We start from the raw sequence: 24,438 nt of genomic DNA, 5'->3' as shown, positions 1-24,438 counted from the left end.
GGTGCCCTGGCGGGTTGCACCCGCCCTACAGCAGGTTCCCGTGAAAACGCCTGCTAGCGGTCGTATTCGCCCGCTGCTTCCGGCTGGTACTCGACGGCCAGCAGGGTCAGCTTGAGCTGCTTGCCGCCTGGCGCCGGCCAATCGATATGCTGACCGACGGACAGACCGAGCAAGGCGCTGCCGACTGGCGCGAGGATGCTGACCTTGCCTTCGCCGCCGGCATCCTGCGGGTAGACCAGGGTCAGGTGATAGTCCTTGCCGCTGCTCTCCTCGCGGCAGTGCACGCGCGAGTTCATGGTCACCACACCGGCCGGCACCTCGTCGTGCCCCACCACTTCGGCACGATCCAGCTCGGCCTGCAGCGCTGCCGCGCCAGGGCCGAACTCGTCCAGGCTGTCGAGCAGGCGCTCCAGACGCTGCAGATCGAGGCGAGTAATGGTGATGGTCGTTGTGCTGTTCATGATGCCGGGCGGACTCCTTGCGTAAACCGTAAAAAAGCAAAACCCCGCCCGAAACAGGCCGAGTGAAAGCGTAGCGAGCGAAGGTCAGGCAAGGCGAAAAATGGCGAAAAAGCGCAGTTTACTTGGGGTAAATGAGCATTTTGAGCCGTTTTTTAACGCCGCATGGCCGAGCGCAGTAGCTTTCACGCGGTCTGGAAGGCGGGGTTGAGCTGGATGTTCTGTCGACCCTAACACAGCCGGACAAATAAACAAGACTGCGTGGTCAGTGCCTCTGCTGGCGTTCGCGCAACCGCTGCTCGGCGGCCTGGCAGATCAGGCGCCGCCGCGCGTTATCGGCTGCGCCCCAGTCGAGAATCTCCTGCAGGGTACGACCGCAACCGAGGCACTGCTCATGCTCGTCGAGGCAACACTGGCGCCGACACGGCGAATCCAGCGGCTTGAGCGCGGGGTCAGAGCTCATCGAACTCCAGCTCGGCGCCCGATTGCTCGAGGGTGATGCGCACCAGCATTTCACCCAGCTGCTCGTCGCTGGTATCGCAGATCCAGCGGCCGTCGGCCTCGTCGTAGTCGAAGTGGAAGCCACCGGAACGCGCCGCCAGCCACAGCTGGCGAATCGGCTCCTGACGGCTGAAGATCAGCTGGCTGCCATTGTCGAAACGCACCGTGAGCACACCGGCGCTGTTTTCCAGATCGACGTCCAGACCGCTGTCGTCGAAGATGTCCTCCACCGCCTGCTGGGTGGCATCGACCAGGTCGTGAAAGCGGGCTTCGCTCAGGCTCATCGGGGTGTCCTCAGAAGATGCAGCGACTGCAGAAAAATTAGGCGAAAACGCAAGACCAGAGTAGCGGCCTAGGCGTAAAGGTGGCGACGGTACTCGCCCGGACTCGTTCCCGTCCAGCGACGAAATGCACGCGCCAACGAACCCGACTCGCTGAAGCCGACCAGAAAGGCGATTTCTGCCAGCTCCAGCGCGGGGTCACGCAGGTAGTGCAACACCAGTTGCTGGCGGGTTTCATCGACCAACTGGCTGAACGACAGCCCACCCTCGCGCAAGCGCCGCTGCAGGGTCCTGGGGCTCAGCGCCAGGGTAGCGGCAATGGCCTCCAGATCAGGCCCCTGTTCCGGCAACTGGCGCGCCAGTTCCAGGCGCGCGCGATCGAGCACGCTGTTGCCCTGGTTGAGTTCGGCCAGCAGGCGATCAGCATAGGCATCGAGCATGCCACGCACCTGAGCGTCGGCCTGGTTCAGTGGCGCCGCGAGCAAACGCCTGGGAAAGATCAGGGCATTGTCGGGCTGCTCGAACAGCACCGGACAGCGAAAGACGCGCGCATGCTCCGACGTGTCCGCTGGCGCCGGATGCTGGAAGCGCACCTCGCTCGGCGCGATATCCAACCCACTGATCCAGCGCCCGAAACTGACCCAACCGGCCAGGGTTTCTTCACTCAGTTGCCTCTGCTGCTGTGCCAGCAAGGGCTGCCAGCTGTGGGCGACCAGCGGCTCGCTGCCGGGCCGAGCGGGCTCATCATCGAGCACGACCCGCCCCAGATTGCCGACCAGCGAGGCATAGCGTGCCTGGCGGTGCAGCGCGTCGGCCAGAGTCGCACAGCTCATGATCAGGTAGCCGAGCACGCCGTAGTAACCCGGTCGCACCGACTCCCCCAGATGCAGGCCCAGACACTGATCGCCGGTCAGGCGCACGCCTTCGCCCAGCAGCGCCAGGTAAGCACTCGCCGCGATGCGCTGATCGCGCTGGCTCAGGACTTCAGGGCCGAGCTGGGCATGGGCAAGCAAGGCCTCGGGGGCGAACCCCTGGCGCTGCAGGTGTTCGACCAGGCCTTGCAGGTAGGCCACAGAGACCGAGCCGGCCAGAATAGCGGGATTGTCCATCGGGGCTCCTCGTTGCTCGCCGCATGCTAACCCAAGCCGCCACGAATGCCTTCGGCAGGCGCAGGCAAATCGAGCCAGCGCCCCGCCAGGCGGGCGCCGGGCGCATAGGCAAGGGGGCAGGGGGTCGGTATACTCCGGCGCAATTCACGCTTATTTCAAGGACTGCCCCATGAAGCGACTGACCCTCGCGCTCCTCGCCGCCGTTTGCCTGCTGGCCGGCTGCGGTCAGAAAGGCCCGCTGTACCTGCCGGGCGACGACAACGCCGGCAACAGCCGAGACCGTTTCGAACTCTGACAGGAGCTGCACCATGGAAGCCTTCAACTACCGCGACGGCGAGCTGTTCGCGGAAGGTGTTGCCTTGTCTGCGCTGGCCCAGCGCTTCGGCACGCCCACCTATGTCTATTCCCGCGCCCATATCGAGGGGCAGTACCGGGCCTACGCCGATGCTCTGGCTGGCATGCCGCACCTGGTCTGCTTCGCGGTCAAGGCCAACTCCAACATCGGCGTATTGAACGTGCTGGCACGCCTCGGCGCCGGCTTCGACATCGTCTCCAGCGGTGAGCTGGAGCGCGTGCTGGCCGCCGGTGGCGAGCCGAGCCGCATCGTCTTCTCCGGCGTCGGCAAGAGCCGCGACGACATGCGTCGTGCCCTGGAAGTCGGCGTGCACTGTTTCAACGTCGAATCCAGCGTCGAGCTGGAGCGCCTGCAGAAGGTCGCCGCCGAGCTGGGCGTCAAGGCGCCCGTCTCGCTGCGCGTCAACCCGGACGTGGACGCCGGCACCCATCCGTACATCTCCACCGGTCTCAAGGAAAACAAGTTCGGCATCGACATCGAGCAGGCCGAAGCGGTCTACGCCCGCGCCGCCGAACTGCCGAACCTGGAAGTGATCGGCGTCGATTGCCATATCGGCTCGCAGCTGACCACCCTCGAGCCCTTCCTCGATGCCCTGGATCGCCTGTTGCTGCTGGTCGACAAGCTGGCCGCGCGCGGCATCACCATCAAGCACCTGGATCTCGGCGGCGGCCTCGGCGTGCAGTACCGCGACGAGCAACCGCCGCTGGCCGGCGACTACATCAGCGCCGTGCGCAAGCGCCTGCAAGGCCGTGACCTGGGCCTGGTGTTCGAGCCGGGCCGCTTCATCGTCGCCAACGCCGGCGTGCTGCTGACTCAGGTGGAATACCTCAAGCACACCGAGCACAAGGACTTCGCCATCGTCGATGCGGCGATGAACGACCTGATCCGCCCCGCCCTGTATCAGGCGTGGATGGAGGTGTCGCCGGTGCAGCCGCGTGAAGGCGAGGCACGCAACTACGACCTGGTCGGGCCGATCTGCGAGACTGGCGACTTCCTGGCCAAGGATCGCCAACTGCTGCTGGCCGAAGGCGATCTGCTTGCCGTGCGCTCGGCCGGGGCCTACGGCTTCGTCATGAGCTCCAACTACAACACCCGCGGCCGCGCCGCCGAGGTGCTGGTGGATGGCGAGCAGGCTTACGAGGTGCGTCGTCGCGAGACCGTCCAAGAGCTCTATGCCGGCGAAAGCCTGCTGCCGGCCTGAGGGCGACGTCATGCTATTGCGCTTTACCAAGATGCACGGCCTGGGCAATGACTTCATGGTCCTCGACCTGATCAGTCAGCACGCCCACGTGCAACCCAAACATGCCAAGCAATGGGGCGACCGCCACATCGGTGTCGGCTTCGACCAACTGCTGATCGTCGAGCCGCCGAGCCACCCGGATGTCGACTTCCGTTACCGCATCTTCAATTCCGACGGTTCGGAAGTGGAGCAGTGCGGCAACGGCGCACGCTGCTTCGCCCGCTTCGTGCTGGACAAGCGCCTGACCACCAAGAAGGTCATTCGCGTCGAGACCAAGAGCGGCATCATCGAGCTGCGCGTGCAGAACGACGGCCAGGTCTGCGTCAACATGGGCGCGCCGCGCCTGGAGCCGGCGCAGGTGCCGTTCCAGGCCGAGCAGGCGGCGCTGACCTATCGCGTCGACGTCGAGGGCCAGAGCGTCGAGCTGGCCGCGTTGTCGATGGGCAACCCGCATGCCGTGCTGCGCGTCGACGACGTCGACAGCGCGCCCGTGCATGAGCTGGGACCGAAGCTGGAACACCATGCGCGCTTCCCGCAGCGGGTCAACGTCGGCTTCCTGCAGATACAGGATCGCAAGCGTGCACGCCTGCGCGTGTGGGAGCGTGGCGCCGGCGAAACCCTGGCCTGCGGCACCGGCGCCTGCGCGGCGGCCGTCACGGCAATCCGTCAGGGCTGGATGGATTCGCCCGTGCAACTGGAACTGCCAGGCGGCAAACTGTCCATCGAATGGGCAGGCGAAGGTCAGCCGGTTATGATGACCGGGCCCGCTGCCCGCGTATACGAAGGACAGGTTCGCCTATGACCGACCAGCAGGATTCGCCCAAACCGCTCGATTCGGAAACGGTCGCGGCCTATTTGCGCCTGCACCCGGAGTTCTTCATCGACCATGAAGAACTGATTCCCGAGTTGCGCATTCCGCACCAGCCCGGCAACGCCGTGTCGCTGGTCGAACGCCAGGTCAAGCTGCTGCGCGAGCGCAACATCGAGATGCGCCATCGCCTCGGCCAACTGATGGACGTGGCGCGCGACAACGACCGCCTGTTCGACAAGACCCGTCGCCTGGTGCTCGACCTGCTCGATGCCGGCAGCCTGGAAGAAGTGGTCGGCGTAGTCGAAGACAGCCTGCGCCACGAGTTCCAGGTGCCCTTCGTCGGCCTGATCCTGTTCAGCGACAACAAGCTGCCGGTCGGTCGCTCGGTCAGCTCGGCCGAAGCGCATCAGCAGGTCGGCGGCCTGCTCAGCGGCGGCAAGACCATCTGCGGCGTATTGCGCCCGCACGAGCTGGAATTTCTTTTCGGCAAGGAAGACGCGGCGCAAGTCGGCTCCGCCGCCGTGGTCAGTCTCAATCATCAGGGCCTGCATGGCATTCTCGCCATCGGCAGCGCCGATCCGCAGCACTACAAGAGTTCGCTCGGCACCCTGTTCCTCGGCTATATCGCCGAAGTACTGGCACGCGTCGTGCCCGGTTTCTCCACACCGCTGCGTTCGGTACGCTAGGTCGTGTAGGGTGGATGACGCGAAGCTCATCCACCATCGGCCCGTTCGGAACCCGACACGTGACACTTGAAGCCCACCTCGACGCCTACCTCGAACACCTGCGCCGCGAACGCCAGGTATCACCGCATACCCTCGACGGCTATCGCCGCGACCTGGCCAAACTGGTGGCGCTCTGCGAAGCGCAGGGCCTGAAAGACTGGGCCGAGCTGGATACGCGCACCCTGCGCCGCCTGGTCGCCCGCCTGCATCAGCAGGGTCTGGCAAGCCGCAGCCTGGCCCGCCTGCTCTCGGCCACCCGCGGCCTCTATCAATATCTGTTGCGTGAAGGTCTGTGCCGTCACGATCCGGCGACCGGCCTGAGCCCTCCGAAGCGTGAGCGCCGCCTGCCGCGCACGCTGGATGCCGACCGCAGCGCGCAATTGCTCGACGGCGCAGTCGAGGACGACTTCATCGCCCGCCGCGATCAGGCCATGCTCGAGCTGTTCTATTCCTCCGGGCTGCGCCTGTCCGAGCTGGTCGGGCTCGATCTCGACGGCCTGGACCTGCCAGCCGGCCTGGTGCGTGTACGCGGCAAGGGCAACAAGGTGCGCGAGCTGCCGGTCGGCAGCATGGCGCGACAAGCGCTGGAGCAGTGGTTGCCGCTGCGCAAGCAGGCCAACCCCTGCGATGGCGCGGTGTTCATCAGCCAACAGGGCCGCCGCCTGGGACCACGGGCCGTGCAACTGCGCGTGCGCCAGGCCGGCGTGCGCGAGCTGGGCCAACACCTGCATCCACACATGCTGCGCCACAGTTTCGCCAGTCATATGCTGGAGTCTTCGCAGGATCTGCGTGCGGTGCAGGAGCTGCTCGGCCACGCCGATATCGCCACCACGCAGATCTACACCCACCTGGACTTCCAGCACCTGGCCAACGTCTACGACCAGGCCCATCCACGTGCCAAGCGCAAAGGCGATTCCGAATGAGCATTGAACTGATCACCTTCGACCTCGACGACACCCTGTGGGACGTCACCCCGGTGATGCAGGATGCCGAAGCCGCCCTGCGCAATTGGCTGGCCCTGCATGCGCCGCGCCTGGGCGCGGTGCCGGTCGAGCATCTATGGGCGGTGCGTAGCCGTCTGCTCGACGCCGAGCCGATGCTCAAGCATCGCCTAAGCGAGCTGCGCCGGCGCATTCTGTTTCACGCCCTGGAGGACGCCGGCTACCCGCACAGCGAGGCGCAGACGCTGGCTGAAGCGGGATTCCAGGTCTTTCTCAGCGCCCGCCATCAGGTCGAACTGTTCACCGAGGTACACCCGACGCTGGAAGCCTTGGCCGAGCGCTTCATGCTCGGCGTAATCACCAACGGCAATGCTGATGTGCGTCGCCTGGGCCTGTCGGACTACTTCCAGTTCGCCTTGTGCGCAGAAGAACTGGGCATCGGCAAACCCGACCCGAAGCCCTTCCGTGAAGCCCTCAGCCGCGCAGGTGGCGTGGCGGCCGAGCGCGCCGTGCACATCGGCGATCATCCCAGCGACGACATTGCCGGTGCCCAGGCCGCCGGCATGCGCGCGATCTGGTTCAACCCGCAAGGGCGCACCTGGGAAGGCGAAACCACGCCGGACGCGCAGATCACCAGCCTGGCCGAGTTGCCAGCGCTACTTTCCAGCTGGACGCGCTAAACGCCGTAGGGTGCGCTGCGCGCACCGCCTGATATACGACAAGATCGGTGCGCGCGGCGCACCCTACGCGACACCCCCCCCTGAGAGAGCAATTCCCGAAGGCTGGCAACCCGGGATGGCAGGCAACAAAAAACCCGCCACAGGGGCGGGTTCCTTGCAGCGAGCCGTCCTCAGATGGGGCGGCTGCCGTATTTGCTGTCGGGCTTCTTGGGTGGGTCGGCGACCACGTTGGGCTCCACCTCCTGCACCTTGCCACCACGGGAGAGAAATTCTTCCATGGCACGCGCCAGGGCATCACGCTCCTTCTGCTTGGCTTCGATGCTGGGCAGCTCATCGACTTCAACGGCTTTGGCCTTGCTCTTCTTGCCGCTGGCTACGACCGCACCATCGCCTTCATCGTCGCCGCTGTCGCCGTCGTCGGCAGCAGCCAGCTCCTCACCATCGTCCTCGTCAGCCCCTTCCAGGTCGTCTTGTTCCAGGTCTTCGTCGCTCATGTTCAACCTCATGACTTGCGAAAAGCAGGTTAGTTATAGCCCAGTCGCGCGATGTACACCGCTCGACCGGAAAAAATTCAAATAGCCTCGCCATGCAAGGTCGCCACCACTCGCCGAGCACCGCCATGATCGCGATGCTCACCGAGGTAGATCCCCTTCCAGGTACCAAGCGCCAGCTGTCCCTGCTGTATCGGCAGCTGTAGCTGAAAGCCCAGCAGGCTGCCCTTGAAGTGCGCCGGCAAATCATCCGGCCCTTCGTAATCGTGCTCGTAGCCCGCCTCACCCTGCGGCACCAGACGATTGAAGAAACGCTCGAAATCGCGGCGTACCGCGGGGTCGGCGTTCTCGTTGACCGTCAGCGATGCCGAGGTGTGCTGCAGCCACAGATGCAACAGACCGACACGTACCTGCGCCAGTTCCGGCAATGCTGCCAGCACCTCTTCGGTCACCAGATGAAAACCGCGCTTACGCGGACGCAGGCTGATGATGCGTTGCTGCCACATGCCGTTCTCACTCTCGATGGCTCCAGCGCGCGCATTCTAGCGTGCTGCCAGAAAAAACAAAGGGCGCCCGAAGGCGCCCTTTGCGATTTACCGGAGGATCACTTGTTGGTGAATTCCGGGTAGGCCTCCATACCGCACTCGGCGATATCGACACCTTCGTATTCTTCTTCTTCGCTGACGCGCAGACCGATCACCGCCTTGATGATGCTCCACACGATCAGGCTGGCGATGAAGACCCAGGCGAAGATGCTGCCGATACCCAGCAACTGAGCACCCGGCGAAGCATCGCTGTTGGTCAGGCAGACAGCCAGCAGACCCCAGATACCGACCACACCGTGCACGGAGATGGCACCAACCGGATCGTCGATCTTCAGCTTGTCCAGACCGAGGATGGCGAACACCACCAGCACACCACCCACGCCACCAATCAGAGTTGCCTGCAGGCCGCTCGGGGTCAGCGGTTCGGCAGTGATGGCCACCAGGCCAGCCAGGGCACCGTTGAGCGCCATGGTCAGGTCAGCCTTGCCGAACAGGATGCGGGCAACGATCAGCGCGGCAATCAGGCCACCGGCTGCCGCCATGTTGGTGTTGACGAACACCTGAGCGACGGCGTTGGCATCTTCGATGGTGCTCATCTTCAGCTGCGAGCCGCCGTTGAAGCCGAACCAGCCCATCCACAGGATGAAGGTGCCGAGCGTCGCCAGCGGCAGGTTGGCACCCGGGATGGCGTTGACCTGGCCATTGGCGCCGTACTTGCCTTTGCGTGCACCGAGCAGCAGGACACCCGCCAGAGCAGCGGTGGCACCGGCCATGTGAACCACGCCGGAACCTGCGAAGTCGAGGAAGCCCGCTTCGTTGAGGAAGCCCGAGCCCCATTTCCAGAAGCCCTGAACCGGGTAGATGAAGCCGGTCATGACCACGGCGAACGCCAGGAATGCCCACAGTTTCATGCGCTCGGCAACGGCACCGGAAACGATCGACATGCAGGTCGCGGCGAACACCACCTGGAAGAAGAAGTCCGAACGGGCCGAGTAGTAAGGTGCATCGTCGCCACCGGCAAGTACCGAGTCGACGCTGTTTTCGTCACCGATCAGGAAGCCCAGGCTCGGCAGGATGCCGCCTTCCGGGCTGGAGTACATGATGTGGTAGCCGATCACCAGGTACATGACGCTGGCAACGGCGTAGAGCGCCACGTTCTTGGTCAGGATCTCGGTGGTGTTCTTGGCACGCACCAGGCCGGATTCGAGCATGGCAAAACCCGCTGCCATCCACATCACCAGGGCACCACAGATCAGAAAGTAGAAGGTATCGAAGCCGTACTGCAATGCAGTCAATGCTGTGTTATCCATTTTTCACCTCTTGCCGGCGCTTTTGTTGTGCGCTGTTCGGTTGAAACGTCCAGGTTGGCTCAGGACGCGTTCCGCATGCTTTACAGGTCGTTGCCACGCTCGTACTGGATCACCGGAACCCCTGCGCCATGAGGCGACCAGGCATTCCCATCACTAGGCCAAGCGCAAGACCTCAAGAGGGTCTGGCACAGCAGAGCGGCGAAGGCATCGCCAGCTCCGGCTTTGGCCCTCGAAAACAGCCCATGGCCGAAATTCGAGGACAAAAGGGCTCCTAGCCCTGCGAAAGTTCGCAGAGTCATGGGTTTACTCCTGGGGCGTGGGGTTCGGAGGCTTGTTAGATCGCGTCGGTATCGGTTTCGCCGGTACGGATACGAATCGCCTGTTCCAGGTTGACTACGAAAATTTTGCCGTCGCCGATCTTGCCGGTGTTGGCAGCCTTGGTGATGGCCTCGATCACGCGATCGAGCTGATCGTCAGCAATGGCCACGTCGATCTTCACCTTGGGCAGGAAATCGACCACATACTCGGCACCGCGATACAGCTCGGTATGGCCTTTCTGGCGGCCGAAGCCCTTGACTTCGGTGACGGTAATGCCCTGCACGCCGATCTCCGACAGCGACTCGCGCACGTCGTCCAGCTTGAACGGCTTGATGATGGCAGTGACTAGCTTCATGAAACTTTCTCCCGTGTAAGGTGGACTTGCCCCAGGAATTGCGAACCCGGCTCAAGTCTAAGCGCAGTGTCTGGCTTTTGTAATGCACCGACCGCTCCAGCCTGGCGTGGTCGATACCCACCAACCGCTCCTGACGAAACACTCCCCCGCTTCGCCTGCAGCACCAGAACTGCATCGGTGCGTGCGTCGCTGGGGTCTAAGCAGAAAGCTTGCCAGCTCACGCAAAAGCGCTATCTATCAGGCCTTTAACAGCTTCCAGCCAGAGTGACCGGTCATTCACGCCGAATGCGGCGCACGAATTTGGTGCATCGATACATTGCGCAATGCTCAAAATCGTGCAGCCGCCGCTCAGCCGCCCTGCACCTACCTGCGTGCTACACTGCCGGCCGTCTGTTTACGGAACCTGATCATGCTGCCGCCGAAAGCCTTGCTCGACACTCTCAGTAGCCACGCCTCGCGTCTTTTCAGCGGCGACAGCCCGCTGCCGCGCGCCGAACTGGAGGCGCAGTTCAAAGCCTTGCTGCAGAGCGGTTTTGGCAAGCTCGATCTGGTCAGCCGTGACGAATTCGACAGCCAGATGGTGGTCCTGGCGCGCACCCGCGCTCGCCTCGAAGCGCTGGAAGCCAAGGTCGCCGAACTGGAAGCCAAGCTCACTGCCGCAGACTAAGGTTTTGTTGTAGGAGCGGCTTCAGCCGCGAACAGGCTTCGCGGCTGAAGCCGCTCCTACAGGCACTGCACCCCACTTGATCAAGGAGTGATCATGTCCCTGGCCATCGTCCACAGCCGCGCCCAGGTCGGCGTCGAAGCACCGGCCGTCACCGTGGAAGCGCACCTGGCCAATGGCCTGCCCTCCCTGACGCTGGTGGGTCTGCCGGAAACGGCGGTCAAGGAGAGCAAGGATCGCGTACGCAGCGCCATTCTCAACGCCGCCTTCGAGTTTCCCAATAAACGCATCACCTTGAATCTGGCGCCCGCCGACCTGCCCAAGGATGGCGGCCGCTTCGATCTCGCCATCGCCCTGGGGATTCTCGCGGCCAGCGGCCAGGTACCGGCTCACTCTCTGGATGAATGCGAATGCCTGGGCGAACTGGCGCTGTCAGGCGCAGTGCGTCCCGTGCAGGGCGTATTGCCGGCCGCCCTCGCCGCGCGCGCAGCCGGGCGCACCCTCTTGGTGCCACAGGCCAATGCCGAAGAGGCCAGCCTGGCATCGGGGCTGAAGGTCATTGCCGTCGAACATCTGCTGCAGATCGCCGCGCACCTCAACGGCAGCGCACCACTCGAACCCTACGCCGCCCAGGGGCTGCTCAGGCAGAGCCTGCCCTACCCGGATCTGGCCGAAGTGCAGGGCCAGTTGGCCGCCAAGCGTGCATTGCTGGTGGCCGCAGCCGGCTCGCATAACTTGCTGCTCAGCGGTCCACCCGGTACCGGCAAGACGCTGCTGGCCAGCCGCCTGCCCGGTTTGCTGCCGCCGCTGGACGAGAGCGAGGCGCTGCAGGTCGCCGCAATCCATTCGGTAGCCAGCCATCTGCCGTTGCAGCACTGGCCGCAGCGCCCCTTTCGCACGCCGCACCACAGCGCCTCCGGACCGGCATTGGTGGGCGGTGGCAGTCGCCCGCAGCCTGGCGAAATAACCTTGGCCCATATGGGAATCCTGTTCCTCGATGAGCTGCCGGAATTCGATAGAAAAGTGCTGGAGGTGCTGCGCGAACCGCTGGAAAGCGGCCACATCGTCATTGCCCGAGCGCGGGACAAGGTGCGTTTTCCTGCGCGTTTTCAGCTCGTTGCCTGTACACAAGGTTGCGAAAAGATTCGTTCCTGGCATGAAGATGTCTAGCCTTATGGCTCATGCACCAAGCCTGTTATCCAGGAACGTTCCCAGCATTTCCTATGGCATTACTCAAAGCCTTGGTCGGCAGCGTGAAGCAAATGCTTGCGTCAATGAAGAAACGAACTGATATAGAACGTGATCTAAACTCTTAGAGTGGTTAATCGAAGGAAACTCGGCGAGGAGTGTTTAGGTCAACCTCGTCCTGAACCGCGTACGCTTTCAATTGCTTTTGCAGATGTGCAATCTCAGCTTCGTAGTCAGCCAGTTGAGCGGAAAATGTCTTTGTGCGCTTAGAGATGTAACGTTGCATAGCCCGCTCAATGTACGGTCTTTGGCTCTGAATGCTCTCGTGCCCCATTCGAGCCGCCAGATCGAGAGCTAGAGCGTCATGACTTGTATCCAACCCGAGCCGCCGCCTGTCCTCAATATTCTTTTCATTGAAATCCTGTGCAAATTTACGCCGCCAAGAGTGCAGACCGCTATTATTCGGCCATTTTAATTGCCGACTTAGCCTAGAGAACAGACTAGACGTACCCGCCTGAGTCAATGGTTTACCCGTATGATAATTTAGAAAAATTTTGTCAGATGAGTTATTAAACCTTATGACTAAGTCGCGTCTTTCCCCCTCAATGAAAGCGACAATTCTTAGATAGAGTTCAACCAAAAATGGAAATGGTTTGCTATATCCGAATTTCTGACTCGACGGCGTGATATAGATGAATTCCTTTTCAAGATCAGACTCGTTTAGGGGTGGAAACTGATCAGTTGTAAGCGAAAGAATTGACCCACACCTCAAACCTACCTCATCAGCGATTTCGACAAGCAGGCGATTACGCCTGGAAATATATTCATTACCTACAGTCAGCGCGAAAAAAAGTTCACATTTATGCGATTGATCTGGCGTCCACCTGACGCCGTGTCGACTAGACCTACCAATTCGCCTATAGCAGTAAGGATAAAGATAATTAAACGATTGATCCTCATGAGAAGTGATTGAGCTTGTTATGTTGCAGCCAGACGGCCCGATCAAGTTAAATATATCTCGCCTAACGCTGCTAAAGTAATGATAAAATTTATAGACAGCCATTAATTTTCTGCTGGCTTTAATTTTTGCCGACCGGCTTACACCATGCTTCCACTCTAGATATTCTTTATATTTCAACAAGCACTCATCACTAGCCTCCGCGACCTGTAGAGATGCTTCATCCAAAAACACAAACCAAGGCGCAAGATTGTAAGCATAGCCTTCAATTGTTTTCTCGGAGTAGTCCGCATTTAGCGTCAGCATGTAATTTACAAATTCATAGCATGTTCTCCCTCGACAAGAGAGGTGCCAATAGATACGACCCGCTCCTTTTAGCTTGGTTAGTTTTACATTACCAGAGGAGATTTTCATTAGAGTTCAAGGCTTAACTTGACAAGTGGCAATCCCTAACAGCCTCTTAAATTCGGATCTCTCGTTATTGAGGGCCCTTAAGAGCCTATCGACTTCTTTGCGAAGGCTACTTATTTCCTCATGCGCACTGCATACCTCCAAGCTACGGATATCGATAATTTTCCTTAGAAGATCAATCTCTTTCTTTAGCTTAGGAAGGTCATCACCCTCCGTAGCCATGAGCCTTTCCTGACATGCTAATTTTATTGCTTTAATAAGTTCCCGTGCGCGGCCCGCGTGCGCAGGATAGTTAGCCAGAGTATCATTTCCGGTCCTATTAAACAGCCCAAACTTAAACCTAATTGCTTCAGAATTCTCAACAAGCGTCCACGCCTTAAACTGTCGAAGGGATGTTGGAAAATATTCATATTTGGAATCCGTGCCTTCTAGGCCTTGGATCAATGGAACTCCTTCCACCGCCCACTCGTTTAACAGTTCTAGCTTCGCAAGTATGTTACGCTCCGCCGCCTCCTTCAATGCCACGGCATTCTTCACTAACTTTTGCATCAGCGCACCTATCAACTATAAAAATTTTAATTTGAGCCTATCCAATATGCGTGATGCATTATCTATTTCTGCATGAAGGTGAGCTCTTTCGATTGGCGACAGCCACTTCTCCAATAGTTTCTCTCGCATACTATCAATTGCCTCACTTATATTGCCAATATGCGGACTAAATTGAAACTGATAAAGACAACCGTCGCAAGTTGTTATCGACGCTTCACACCGATTCAACTTTCCGGCTTTATAACAACGCGCCATCGGATTGACTCTTTCCTGTGGGGCATTGCATTGACCATGACTAAAAGGTTCAGGCTTGTGCTTGTTTTTTTGCAGGAGATTGACGACCTCAGCAGTTTGCGACTCGGGTTCTTTAGAAGCAAATGATGCCCCCAGAGTCAACTTTCGATATATTTTTCGCACCAGCTTCACAAAACCACCACTGCAGGGTTTGTTTGAAAGTATTGCCTTAACGGTTTCTTCAAATTTCTGCCTAGCAACAGAATCAAGTATTTCTTGGACATCCGCTACAGCCGTATCAAACTTTTGATCCATTGACTCTGATCGCCCGCCAATTTTCACTTGTATAGACTCACTAAGGTCCCTCGATGGCGGATCAGTTATGTAAATCTTTGTTGCAATGATATCACTATGAAAATAGTGCTTTTGCAGCGCTCGAAGCATCGGATGCTCAAACCTATAGTAATAGATCAGTCCGAACATCCTACGAAGCATATGCGGATTAAAAGCCGGTGCATCACCCTTAAAAGCGATAGCTAAGAAAGCAGTTAAAGATCTCGAGTGAGTGTGACTTTCGTTTGTAAAACGTAAATGAACAGTCTTTTCCCTCGTCCTAGCGCGCATACCTAATGAATGGCTTGAGAATATACTGGCATCCACAGGTATGGTAAAATCGAACCAGTTAGTTGCATTAGAGATATCTATTAGATTTTGAATTAAGCATCCTGTAAAACCAGTGATATTCATAGGAACTCTTTCACGAACGGTCTTCTCTATATAGAAATTGCATATAGCATAGACTTCGTTAACAGCTATATAATCGCATCTACGAATTCCTCTCTCGCGGTCACACACTTCTCTTTGTCGCCTCGCCGACAGTGATGCAATTATTACGGCGACTGCACCTTGGACGGCCGCGATGACTTCAGTTACTGAATATTCATCCGGCGCAGGAGCTCTATGACGGCTTGGACACCAAGCGGTTAATCTTATCCCTAAAGCCTTTTCTAGTTCGGCATTTGCGGGAATACTTTGCAGGAGCTGGGAGCGCTTCTTTATAGGCCTTATTTCGCGCCCATCGTTCAGAAGCCGGATAAGGGGCTTTGATGCCTTATCTACAAACTTTAGTGCAGTCCCCATAAGTAGCGCTGCATCATCAACTGATATATTCGCATTTCTCGAATTCTCAGCCTTGGCAACCTTTCGAGCCATTGCGGTCCTGGTGCACTTGGGTAACAACTGAATGCGATCAACCGCTGCTGGCAAACAGTTCAGCGATTTAATCCATGAGCCGAACCTTATAAGCATATTTACAGTTGGACATTTTGATTCCAGCGGAATCGAATCCGACCACGACTTTGCCTTCGGAATACGCTTGGTTAACTCAGATAACCTCTTGCGGACAGAATCTGTCATTGCAAGCTGCAAGCCCCACCCAATCCGGGAGGTCCAATAATCTTGTTTTAGGCACTTGATCTTACCCTTTTGAATATCAAATGCGCAGTCAACGTCGACTTCACAAAACTCATCGATACAAACGTGCCAGCGCTCATTTAGGCTTAAGCAGCCAACCCAGTTTCCATCGGCATACTCCTTAAACAACTGATTCCAATCATCCTCAACTGTATCCTCAAGCGAGAATATTGACTGCCTTCTAAACCAATCAATTGTATTTCTATACAACCTGAGGCTATTGCGAATAGTATGGGGATCAGGCTGATGCTTGTTGGAAGAAAATACAGCAAGGTCACATAGCGCCAGTGCCGTATTCTCATATCGTCTTTCACTTATCAGCCTTGATGCCTTTGGTGATAGCTCTGTTGGACCAAGCCACAGGTCGCCTAGGGGGATTTCTTCATCCTCATAGCCTTCCCTTGAATAAACGACAATACCATTAGCATACTTAAGGCATTGATTTTTTAACTCGTAGGCTATCTCCTTAATCTGACCGTCAGGCATTTTATCCACGCCGGTCCTCCTCCCTGATAATCGACTCTGCCTCCGCGTATAGATCTGGACGGGAGTCTTTTGTGAAAGCCAAGAGGGCCGTGATAAAAATTATCCTAGGGAGGTCTAACTTGAGAAACATGTCTTTGTTTAAATTATAGCGTTCCATCCATGTGTAACGATAAAATTGCCGAGTCCTCTGTGCAATTATTACCCCCTCCACATCAATCATGAGACGATGATTGATACAACCTTCGCCCACAAGGCAGTGCATTCCATCGCAAGGTCTGCCGGTTCTCAAATGTGGCGGTGATTTTGGATCAATGCATTTCGTACCTATCCCTGTGGCGACCAACAAGGCTGAGTTGACTTTGCTTTGATCGATTCCTTTCTGCGTCAGCCCCTCACGCCCCATACATTGAAAGACAGCTGTGGCCTCGAGTCGGCGTATGAACTCAAAGATCAAGGCACGATCTAGGTGATCCAGGATATTGGCTTCCAAGTACACCAAGCTAGTAACCACATCCTTGTGACCGAGCAAAACTCTTATGTCCTCAATATTTTCAGTCGTCAAGTAAAGATTTACTGCCCCCAGGCTCCTAATGTCTGTAAGTGGAAAATTATCAATACCATGGAAGTCAATAAATCTTTTTCTAGCCCCATCAACATTAATTACGGTTGAACCGCAATTATCATAATTCCACCCATGCCAGAGCCCGAGTACACCGCCACCTATAATTCCGTATCTTATTAATTGAGCCCTATTCCAGACCAGAAGATTGATCGCACGGAGGCCAATTGCATCCGAGGGAGCTATTTCATATATAGGTGTTTGATCATCTGTTTTGGATTTGAAGCCTTGAATTTCACGTCCCCGCCCTACATCTGATCCAATCCCGTCAATGGTCATCCTGGCCAGGCTACTGTAGTTCCATAAGGTCCTAACTAAGAAATATAAAAATATTGCAAAAACCACAATATTGGGGAGCCGATACTGCGCAAACAGCCAAGGTCGGTAATTACCTATCCCTAGACTGTAGCGTTTCGGAGATAAGTATTTAACCCCTGCACGTTTATCAATCCAGATGGACGATGCCATCAGCACTCGACGCTCAACGTCATCTGCCTTTTCAATTTTGATCAGCATATTCTTGACCGAATCTAAATTTACAGCCCTCCCAGAGGCAAGAGACTCCAAATCACCAATCATACCTGGCGGCAAACTTACTAACTCGTCTTGCTGAATCTTTAGTAATTCATACGCCTCGATTTCATCTACACACGCCTTAATCAATTCATTCTTATATTTATCTGTGGCATCTCTGCATTTCTCGACCAGCTCCGCTGGAGAGGCATGACTTATTGTATCGACGTAAATTTTCTCGAATATTTTCTTGATGCCTCTTTTTCTACTGTATTTACTCATTGAACGATGCGTTTCAATGGAAAGATCAATCTGCGCCCTTGCACTCGTTGTCGCCCCCAGCCTTAAAAGTGAGCGAAACGCCGTCATCAAACCTGATCTCCTACATCCCGAAAGCTTTGAGTCTTGTGAGAGAGCACGTTCAAAGTCTGTTAGCGCTTCTCTAATCTCCTCCACGCCAAGCATTTCTACCGGAGACTCTAAGACATCTTTAGCGATGCCAGTTAATCGTCTTGCAACATTGAACATATTGTATATATTTGAAGGACTTTCTATTTGTTTTTTTGAGCGATCTTGCAAGGCCATTAACGCGCGCTGCAGTAACGACCCAGGCGGCGCATCCGATTCTATGACTATGGCCCTACGACGCTCTTGCCCCATTACGTACTCTTGAAGTTCGCTCTTATAGATATCTGCCACGAAGGTAGCCTCGATAGGAGATTGGCATAAGAGTTAACGCCACGCCTCTGATTATTGAAATAGTCTTTATATATCAGAAAAGAGTCACTATTAGGCTTCGCCATGTTTGACGTGCTAGAGGGGTGGTATTATTAACCTATGACCGCTATTAACAGATCCGCTTAACTTATTGGCAGATAAAGAAGATATAAGACAGCTCGCCGAAATTTTATAACGGGGCCGTTTATTCCCAATAATTATTATGAGGTCGCGAACTATACGATCCTATCAGATGTTTTCCTGATGAACGGTAGGCTGAGCTCCCGCAGGACGCTTAATTCCATTACTGATTGCGAGTTGAGACCTACCAATACAACTCCTGCAAGGGCACAGGGATGGACGCTAACCTGCGTCAGTGATGAAGGCGAATCCGGCCATGCGGCGCTTGCTCTGCACAGCCAATCTTCGGCGCTATGGCTTCAATGGCGGCCCACTCGAAGGGTAGTAGTTCAAATGCTCCAGACCATGCGCACGATACGTCCATGGACTTCAGAGTAGGACTACTTCGCCTTTGCTTAGATAGTGGCGTAGCAATTGTCCGGCTGCTCTCTGCCCATCCTCAGTCTGTAACGGGCCTCGTTCGAGGCACTTTAGAAGACACACGCATCTGGACGGCTGCACGGGCACGCTCATGAGGCGGAGTCATTGGGCTTTCCTCGAGTTGATTCCCTGGAATCGCTGCTCACAAGACGGCGCACTCAATCATCCACAACTGGACTGAAAACGGACCGCCAACGCTCACGTGGAAGGGCCTTCGCCGCTTCATGTTCGAAGTAAGTCGCTCCGGAGCTGAGCAGATAGGCATAGCTGGTTCCACGAGCCAGTTCTATCCCTTCAATCTCCCTCAGCTTTTCCATCTGCCAACCACCGGTCCCGTTCATGCGCCCAGGACTGACTAGCTGCACTTGCTGAATCTTCCAACCTTGACGGCCAGCGATAGCCAGATCCACAAGATCCTCCACGCTATAGATGAGCAGCGCGGTTGGACGGGCGCAGCCCTCACTCAGATCGAATGCGGAGACGTGGAAGTACGGAAAGGACGCCAGATACTCAACATACCGCCATGAGTGACCGCCCTTCAGCAGAGCCCCTACTGGGGCCTCAGCGTGGTCAAAAGTAAAGAACATTTCATCAGCTTCTCTTCAAAACGCACACTATAACTTGTAGCGTTATAGTGTTCGACATCGCTTTATAGTTCCTTTTGTCGGTAAAGCAAAATGGAACTGAATCAAGCCTTCGGGCAAGCCCTCAAACGTTCGAGAACAGCAGCAGGACGAACACAAGAGGACTTCGCCACCATCAGTAGTCGAACCTATCTCAGCGCTCTCGAGCGAGGGCTTCAATCACCCACTCTTGAAAAGCTCGCGGACCTCTGTGAGCTGTTAGGAATGCATCCAGTAACGCTCATGGCGGCAGCGTACTTGGTCAAGGACGAATCGAGTGTGGACGCGTTGCTACAGACGGTGCTTGACGAGCTAAAGCGCTTGGGATTTGAAGCCCCATAACCTCCAGATCAATCCCACACCGCTCCCCTGGCAAAGGGATTTCGTAGGTATCCACAGAGCGGCTGGTCCGACCGGGCGCAATGACGGCCCTGGTCGTCAATTTGCGTGTCCGCAGACCATAACCCCTAAGCCTCAGGGGGTTGTTGTCTCTGCCTCCCCGAATGGCTTTTTGTGGTCCTTCTAGGATACATGTGGTGGCCTTGCGCCCGAGATCGCAGAAGAGCGTCCCGGATAGAATGAGGTGCCATACTGCAAAGTGCTCGCATGCTCCAGCCGGAGCAAATTCAGGTCGTAATTTTGGCTTCATGCATACTGTCGATTCCGTAAATGGGGGGGCCATGGACTATTGGGCATTGCAAAAGCAGGTCGTCAACAAGGTACTTTGTGCGGGAGATCTGCTAGCCGCGGAATGGAGCCGTCCTGGAGGCCCTCGTGGCCATGGCGACAAGGCTGATATAGACCGGGAGATTGAGGAGCAACTACGTGCCGACTTGCTTGGTCTTTTGAGTTGCGATTTTTGGGGTGAAGAAACTGGCCATCAACTGAGCGGAGACGAGTTCTGCTGGGTCGTCGACCCGAACGATGGCACTAGCGACTTTCTCCGAGGACACTGCGGTTCAGCGTTGTCGGTTGGGCTGTTGCACAATGCGGTCCCGGTGTTAGGGGTGGTTTACGCCCCGGTCACAGATGGTGGACCAGATTGCATCTCTTGGGCGAAGGGGCAAGGAAGCTTGCTGCGCAACGGTAAAGCGGTTCGTTTTCGACTGGACCATCTGGATCTCGAGCCTGGCACCAAAGTGCTGGTGAGTATGGCGGCAAGAAGCAAGCCGGAGCTGAACACAGAGCTCTGTGCGCCTGCTGACTTCAGCCCGATGCCAAGCATTGCGTACCGATTGGCTCGAGTGGCCGTCGGTGACGCCATTGCTTGTGCGTCTCTGGTCCCAGTGTCTGCGCATGATATCGCTGCAGGCCATGCTCTCTTGATCGGTGCGGGGGGCGTGATACTCAATGAGGATGGCGAGCCAATCAGCTACGAATCGGAGACATGCCTATTGAGAGCCTCTCTAAGGTGCTTCGGCGGGGCATCGCGTGCTTGCCTGAAGCTGGTTCAAAGAGACTGGGAGCGCCTATTCTACTCGGGTGACCCGCTTCAGCATGGACTTTGAAGGCGCCTCAGATGAGCCTCTTACACGCCAGTGCAGTCAAATGGCTGAACAAATGTATGCTTATGGCCGGAAGCTGCCTATGTTAACTCTCACTTGCCACTGTCAATTGATTCTAGCTTGGGTTGCAGGCTTGTCTTACGTAATATCTTGCCATCAGATGCACGTATTTTATAAAGCGCAGCATCCCTTAGCAGGAAGGTTAAATCAGGGGTGGCCAGGACGATACTGCCGGTCATAAAGCCACTGTCCGTACTGACCTCTTGCTCGACCTCTAGTCCTAACAGTTGACTCTCCTCGATACCCAATGACTTCGCAGCCATCTTAAGAGCCGCTTGCTTCCCAGGGTTATAAGCTACCCAATAGGGACCTGTTATCACAAAAAAGAAACTAATCGAGATTATCCATACCAGTATGAGCTGGGGGAGCGAATGCATATTTCGCTTAAGACGAATTACAATCACCATTACTGGCAGCGTAATGATGGAGCACACGGCAGATACAGCAACTTGACCTGAAAGCGTCATGTTCAAGAAGCCTATGTATCCAAAAGAGAGCATGTCGGACAGTGAAAAGCTGACCTCTGTTCTGCTGACACCAAATTGCTGCAGCATGCCGACATAACGCATGTACCCCAGCACTACCAATGCTGTATTGACCACCGCCACCATCACAGCTGCAATCTTGAGAAATTGATCGAGGGTGATCATGAAGCTGTCAGCCGTCTTCCCCCCGTCAGAGCTCGTCAGTGACACCGATGCACCCGCGGGCAATACTATCGGTGGACTGACCAGTTCCACGCGGATGGTCTTATCCTTGGTCCAAAACATTTTCATTGTCCTTTGAAGCTAGTAGATTTTCCCCAAGAACAGAGAGCACGCAAGGCTCCGTTGCCCCAAAAACCACCTGCGATAACGACCCTGTCTCACATTCTCTCGCTTAGCGGCAGTTGCCGGCCTTGCGAAAGCCCGCCGCTACAGCCTCCGTCGCTGATCCAAACGAAACCTGGTTCTTTGCTGAAACCTGCCCATAACTCGGGCAGCCGCTAGGCAGGTGATAAACCCCGCTTCGCTGATTGCCTATCACTTCGCCGCTGGTTACTGCTGCAGGAGTGACGGGGGCAGGCTCCTTGGAATTAGCCACCTGCCGCGTTGCTGCCGCAGTAGTATTACGTGACTCTATGCCCTCGCCTGTTGGCTTGTGTCCAAGTGCCCATGAACGCTCGCCAGTCACAAACCTATTCGGGTAGCCGACGATCTTGGCAATGCGGGCGTTACGCTCACGCTCCCAAGCGGTCACCGGATACTGCTTACTCCAGGCCATCAGCAGTTGTTGCTGCTGACGCGACATGCTCAGGTTATAGCGATCAAACATGTAGAAGGTCGTTCTTGCGACAAGCCCTTTGACCTTGTCACGAGGCTCAGCGGTCTTCGCTCCAAAATCGACACGCGTTGAACACTGGCCGTATTGAGGAGCAGCGTTTGAAGCCATGCCGTAATTGAAGTTAGCGCGGTCACCGTTCACTTCGCCGACCGAGGGATACAAGTTAAAGAGATCGGCTTCCATCGCTCGAAAGACAGGATCGGTCGCAACACAATTCTTGCGCCCGCCGTTCTGCCAGCACTGCCGCTGGTGTCCAAACGTCCAGGCAGGAACGATGTGCTCCCACTCTGTTCGCTCCGCGCGGCTAGCCTGCTTTCTGGCTTCATAGCCACAGGATTCGGCGTCTATTCGGCCGCCTGACTTCCCGACCCACTGCCACTTACACCCGCAGTACAATTCACCTTCGGGGCCATCAGGCTGGTCAAAAAAGATTTCGCGCTTGGCAATGACTTTGGCTTCAGTAAATGTGCTAGGCGCGCTGGCAAATGAGGGCGTAACAATACAGAACAGCAGAGCGACGAGACATAAAACCTGTTTCATTCGAAGCCTAATATTTGAAAGATGGCAGCATTATACCTAGCCATCTGAGAAATAGATTCCAAGTAGTGATACCAGAAAAAACAATTTACGTTCAAACTAGATAATTAGTCGAAAACAACGCTGCATTCGGAGGTTTGTCCGCTGCAGTGCTTTCTTGGGGCTATACACCAAACTCAGCTTTGCATTCATTGATTCTGTTCTCCAGATCTTCAATCAATGGCTCTAAATAATCCATTAAATCTTTCATGTCTATAAATTCACTCGGCATTTCTTGGCCCACGAGTCCTTTAGAGACCATTTGGTGCATCTCGTCTGGAGTTACGGGAAATTCACCTCGAAACGCTTTTGAAATAAGGTTCTCTCCTACTTTTGTTGCCCAGTCTCCGGAGTATCCGACAGCCCCTCCTGTCTCTGGGCGTAGCCCTGACTTAATTCTGATATATTTAGGTATTTCCCAATACTCAGCTTTACACCAAATTAGACGATCAAATAGGTCTCTCAGCTTCATAGCGTTGATGGCCGTGCTGGCTGAAGTCTCTACATGCTTCAAAGACGTAACCTGAACGTTCGTAAGGTTTGCAGCTTCAATTGCGCCACTCTGGAAACCTTCTTCAGCAAGTAAAATCCCTCGATCAGCCCCTGTATCACTTACAATCTCACGAAGTGCAAGAACATGGAGCTTAGACACCTTTGATTTCCAATGCTTGCATTCGACAATCCATGTAACATCAAATCCCACATGGTGAGATTTTACTAAGACATCAATATCATGCTTTGTCCGTACTCCTTGGATTGTCACATCTGTCTCTGCGTCTAGACCAAGGGATCGAAAAAATTCAGCTGCCTTTTCTTGATAATCTTTCCAGTTCAAGTAACACCCTCTAGTCTTGATCGCATAACGCCGCCTTCAGCGGCTCATCCGCCGTAATGATTTATTACAAGCAAGTAAGTTTTAGTCTCAACTCATCCATTTTCACGACTCTAACGGGTAAGCCTAGTGATCTAGCCACGAACTTTGACTTTTTATATGTCGCATCATCTTCAGTGATATAGTACTTGGCATCAGACGCGAAGAATAAATTCTTCAAGTCTCTATCCATATTGCTAGGTCGATTTTTCTTGTTGACCTTGTCTCTGAATAATGGGCTAAAATCTAGTAATGAATATGCATTTTGGATTTTTTGTCCTTTTGTCAAACTATCTAAGCTTCTTCCGTCAATTGCTAAAAACGACGATTGAATTTCCTCAAATTTTTCTTCTAACTCTTCAGGGTCGTTGATTTTTCCTATATAAAAAAACTTCTCAATACTTTTAAAGTAAGGGCTTTCTTGGTTTATGATTGTATCTTGACCGGGAATGATTTTATGTAAGGCCTCAACCTCTTTCCTTAGCAACTTATAAAAATCTGGGTCATCTATTGAGTCCCACATCTTTTTTAGGAGACTATCCATAACAGATACATCCAATACTCCATTGTTTTTCTCCAAAAAAGGGCGAAACAAACTTCCCTGCGACAATCTCTCCATGTCTACCTGATGACTACCGCCTTTGATAGAAAACTCTAGCTCAGCTTCTCGTTCATTTATAATTTTTTTAAACTCATCCTCAATATTAGCTTTTACTGGCATCAATGACTCATCTGGAAGAACTCCCAGCATCAATCCTTCGGATATCTCATTAAGGAATGAAAGATCCTTTTCGATGTGTGGCCAATTCTCTTCTTTAAATGTTGCTGCCAAATCCTTAAGATGTCCTTCTGACGCAGGAAATACGTACTTACCTTTAAGATCCTGAATAAATGACTTAAATTTTATCGCATCAAATTTCCCCTCTACAACCTGTTCGTGCTTCATGTATTGGATAACATTCCAGTCTAAATAAATATATCTCTTCA

The 24,438-nt window shown here is 55.3% G+C and carries 26 protein-coding genes and 1 pseudogene; 10 read left to right on the top strand and 17 right to left on the bottom strand.

Features of this window, described 5'->3' with window-relative positions; all coding sequences use genetic code 11:
• Positions 1 to 53: 53 nt before the first annotated feature.
• The 4 genes from rnk to ACN0X6_RS03905 form a co-directional block, all read right to left on the bottom strand.
• Complete coding sequence (gene rnk / locus ACN0X6_RS03920) at positions 54 to 461, bottom strand: nucleoside diphosphate kinase regulator (RefSeq protein WP_160016850.1); 408 nt, start codon at positions 459 to 461, stop codon at positions 54 to 56.
• A gap of 262 nt (positions 462 to 723) precedes the next feature.
• Positions 724 to 921 (bottom strand): DUF1289 domain-containing protein, encoded by a 198-nt coding sequence (locus ACN0X6_RS03915; protein WP_417702253.1) that lies wholly within the window; start codon positions 919 to 921, stop codon positions 724 to 726.
• The gene (cyaY, locus tag ACN0X6_RS03910; protein WP_017678304.1) at positions 911 to 1,243 is read right to left on the bottom strand and encodes an iron donor protein CyaY; all 333 of its coding nucleotides are present in this window, start codon (positions 1,241 to 1,243) and stop codon (positions 911 to 913) included. The genes ACN0X6_RS03915 and cyaY overlap by 11 nt, the downstream gene beginning before the upstream one ends.
• A 68-nt stretch (positions 1,244 to 1,311) precedes the next feature.
• The gene (locus tag ACN0X6_RS03905) at positions 1,312 to 2,349 is read right to left on the bottom strand and encodes an AraC family transcriptional regulator (RefSeq protein WP_417702251.1); all 1,038 of its coding nucleotides are present in this window, start codon (positions 2,347 to 2,349) and stop codon (positions 1,312 to 1,314) included.
• Positions 2,350 to 2,518: 169 nt separating this feature from the next.
• Here ACN0X6_RS03905 and lptM point away from each other — a divergent pair, with 169 nt between their 5' ends.
• From lptM to ACN0X6_RS03875, 6 genes are read left to right on the top strand one after another with little or no spacing between them, the layout of a single operon-like run.
• Entirely contained in the window at positions 2,519 to 2,644 is a 126-nt protein-coding gene (gene lptM / locus ACN0X6_RS03900; RefSeq protein ID WP_017361215.1) for an LPS translocon maturation chaperone LptM, read from the top strand.
• A 13-nt stretch (positions 2,645 to 2,657) separates the two neighbouring features.
• Positions 2,658 to 3,905, top strand: coding sequence for a diaminopimelate decarboxylase (gene lysA, locus ACN0X6_RS03895; protein ID WP_417702248.1), 1,248 nt, complete (start codon positions 2,658 to 2,660; stop codon positions 3,903 to 3,905).
• 10 nt (positions 3,906 to 3,915) lie between these two features.
• A complete protein-coding gene (gene dapF / locus ACN0X6_RS03890; RefSeq protein ID WP_417702246.1) occupies positions 3,916 to 4,746 on the top strand; it encodes a diaminopimelate epimerase in 831 nt (276 codons plus the stop codon).
• Entirely contained in the window at positions 4,743 to 5,441 is a 699-nt protein-coding gene (locus ACN0X6_RS03885; protein ID WP_017678301.1) for a DUF484 family protein, read from the top strand. The genes dapF and ACN0X6_RS03885 overlap by 4 nt, the downstream gene beginning before the upstream one ends.
• Before the next feature lie 14 nt (positions 5,442 to 5,455).
• A complete protein-coding gene (gene xerC / locus ACN0X6_RS03880; protein ID WP_417702244.1) occupies positions 5,456 to 6,403 on the top strand; it encodes a tyrosine recombinase XerC in 948 nt (315 codons plus the stop codon).
• On the top strand, positions 6,400 to 7,101 hold the full coding sequence (locus ACN0X6_RS03875; protein ID WP_417702242.1) for an HAD family hydrolase: 702 nt from the start codon (positions 6,400 to 6,402) through the stop codon (positions 7,099 to 7,101). The genes xerC and ACN0X6_RS03875 overlap by 4 nt, the downstream gene beginning before the upstream one ends.
• 170 nt (positions 7,102 to 7,271) lie before the next feature.
• Here the strand turns inward: ACN0X6_RS03875 and sutA are convergent, their stop codons facing one another.
• The 4 genes from sutA to glnK form a co-directional block, all read right to left on the bottom strand.
• Positions 7,272 to 7,595, bottom strand: a complete 324-nt coding sequence (gene sutA / locus ACN0X6_RS03870; RefSeq protein WP_192983954.1) for a transcriptional regulator SutA — start codon at positions 7,593 to 7,595, stop codon at positions 7,272 to 7,274.
• Between the two features lie 77 nt (positions 7,596 to 7,672).
• On the bottom strand, positions 7,673 to 8,098 hold the full coding sequence (locus tag ACN0X6_RS03865) for a secondary thiamine-phosphate synthase enzyme YjbQ (protein WP_417702241.1): 426 nt from the start codon (positions 8,096 to 8,098) through the stop codon (positions 7,673 to 7,675).
• A gap of 98 nt (positions 8,099 to 8,196) precedes the next feature.
• Complete coding sequence (locus ACN0X6_RS03860) at positions 8,197 to 9,447, bottom strand: ammonium transporter (protein WP_417702239.1); 1,251 nt, start codon at positions 9,445 to 9,447, stop codon at positions 8,197 to 8,199.
• Positions 9,448 to 9,781: 334 nt separating this feature from the next.
• Positions 9,782 to 10,120 (bottom strand): P-II family nitrogen regulator, encoded by a 339-nt coding sequence (glnK, locus tag ACN0X6_RS03855; protein ID WP_003096476.1) that lies wholly within the window; start codon positions 10,118 to 10,120, stop codon positions 9,782 to 9,784.
• A 409-nt stretch (positions 10,121 to 10,529) separates the two neighbouring features.
• On the opposite strand from glnK, the gene ACN0X6_RS03850 reads away from it, so the two are divergent.
• On the top strand, positions 10,530 to 10,787 hold the full coding sequence (locus ACN0X6_RS03850) for an accessory factor UbiK family protein (RefSeq protein WP_417702237.1): 258 nt from the start codon (positions 10,530 to 10,532) through the stop codon (positions 10,785 to 10,787).
• 93 nt (positions 10,788 to 10,880) lie between these two features.
• Positions 10,881 to 11,921 (top strand): annotated as a pseudogene (locus tag ACN0X6_RS03845) (YifB family Mg chelatase-like AAA ATPase); the annotation flags it as partial.
• 184 nt (positions 11,922 to 12,105) lie between these two features.
• On the opposite strand, the gene ACN0X6_RS03840 reads toward ACN0X6_RS03845, so the two are convergent.
• From ACN0X6_RS03840 to ACN0X6_RS03820, 5 genes are all read right to left on the bottom strand, one after another.
• Positions 12,106 to 13,344 (bottom strand): hypothetical protein, encoded by a 1,239-nt coding sequence (locus ACN0X6_RS03840; protein WP_417702235.1) that lies wholly within the window; start codon positions 13,342 to 13,344, stop codon positions 12,106 to 12,108.
• A 6-nt stretch (positions 13,345 to 13,350) separates the two neighbouring features.
• Complete coding sequence (locus ACN0X6_RS03835; protein WP_417702233.1) at positions 13,351 to 13,890, bottom strand: hypothetical protein; 540 nt, start codon at positions 13,888 to 13,890, stop codon at positions 13,351 to 13,353.
• Between the two features lie 15 nt (positions 13,891 to 13,905).
• The gene (locus ACN0X6_RS03830) at positions 13,906 to 16,092 is read right to left on the bottom strand and encodes a hypothetical protein (RefSeq protein WP_417702232.1); all 2,187 of its coding nucleotides are present in this window, start codon (positions 16,090 to 16,092) and stop codon (positions 13,906 to 13,908) included.
• Positions 16,085 to 17,914, bottom strand: a complete 1,830-nt coding sequence (locus ACN0X6_RS03825) for a hypothetical protein (protein ID WP_417702230.1) — start codon at positions 17,912 to 17,914, stop codon at positions 16,085 to 16,087. Before ACN0X6_RS03825 ends, ACN0X6_RS03830 begins: the two co-directional genes overlap by 8 nt.
• A 737-nt stretch (positions 17,915 to 18,651) precedes the next feature.
• Entirely contained in the window at positions 18,652 to 19,080 is a 429-nt protein-coding gene (locus ACN0X6_RS03820) for a hypothetical protein (protein ID WP_414207644.1), read from the bottom strand.
• A 90-nt stretch (positions 19,081 to 19,170) separates the two neighbouring features.
• Here ACN0X6_RS03820 and ACN0X6_RS03815 point away from each other — a divergent pair, with 90 nt between their 5' ends.
• Together ACN0X6_RS03815 and ACN0X6_RS03810 are read left to right on the top strand one after the other, a co-directional pair.
• Positions 19,171 to 19,458 carry a helix-turn-helix domain-containing protein gene (locus tag ACN0X6_RS03815; protein ID WP_414207643.1) on the top strand — a complete coding sequence of 96 codons (288 nt, stop codon included), beginning with the start codon at positions 19,171 to 19,173 and terminating at the stop codon, positions 19,456 to 19,458.
• Between the two features lie 338 nt (positions 19,459 to 19,796).
• The gene (locus ACN0X6_RS03810) at positions 19,797 to 20,624 is read left to right on the top strand and encodes an inositol monophosphatase family protein (protein ID WP_417702228.1); all 828 of its coding nucleotides are present in this window, start codon (positions 19,797 to 19,799) and stop codon (positions 20,622 to 20,624) included.
• 89 nt (positions 20,625 to 20,713) lie between these two features.
• On the opposite strand, the gene ACN0X6_RS03805 is transcribed toward ACN0X6_RS03810, so the two are convergent.
• The 4 genes from ACN0X6_RS03805 to ACN0X6_RS03790 form a co-directional block, all read right to left on the bottom strand.
• Positions 20,714 to 21,451 (bottom strand): hypothetical protein, encoded by a 738-nt coding sequence (locus ACN0X6_RS03805; protein ID WP_417702226.1) that lies wholly within the window; start codon positions 21,449 to 21,451, stop codon positions 20,714 to 20,716.
• Between the two features lie 109 nt (positions 21,452 to 21,560).
• Complete coding sequence (locus ACN0X6_RS03800) at positions 21,561 to 22,544, bottom strand: endonuclease (protein ID WP_417702224.1); 984 nt, start codon at positions 22,542 to 22,544, stop codon at positions 21,561 to 21,563.
• A gap of 160 nt (positions 22,545 to 22,704) precedes the next feature.
• Positions 22,705 to 23,415 (bottom strand): restriction endonuclease, encoded by a 711-nt coding sequence (locus tag ACN0X6_RS03795; RefSeq protein WP_417702222.1) that lies wholly within the window; start codon positions 23,413 to 23,415, stop codon positions 22,705 to 22,707.
• A gap of 64 nt (positions 23,416 to 23,479) precedes the next feature.
• Positions 23,480 to 24,397: a hypothetical protein gene (locus tag ACN0X6_RS03790; RefSeq protein ID WP_417702220.1), complete on the bottom strand. Its 918-nt coding sequence runs from the start codon at positions 24,395 to 24,397 to the stop codon at positions 23,480 to 23,482.
• Between the last annotated feature and the right edge of the window lie 41 nt (positions 24,398 to 24,438).

This window comes from Pseudomonas sp. (genome assembly GCF_048269965.1).
Taxonomy (GTDB): domain Bacteria; phylum Pseudomonadota; class Gammaproteobacteria; order Pseudomonadales; family Pseudomonadaceae; genus Aquipseudomonas.
Note: the sequence above shows the minus strand (reverse complement) of the source record. Positions and strands in the feature narration are given on the sequence as shown.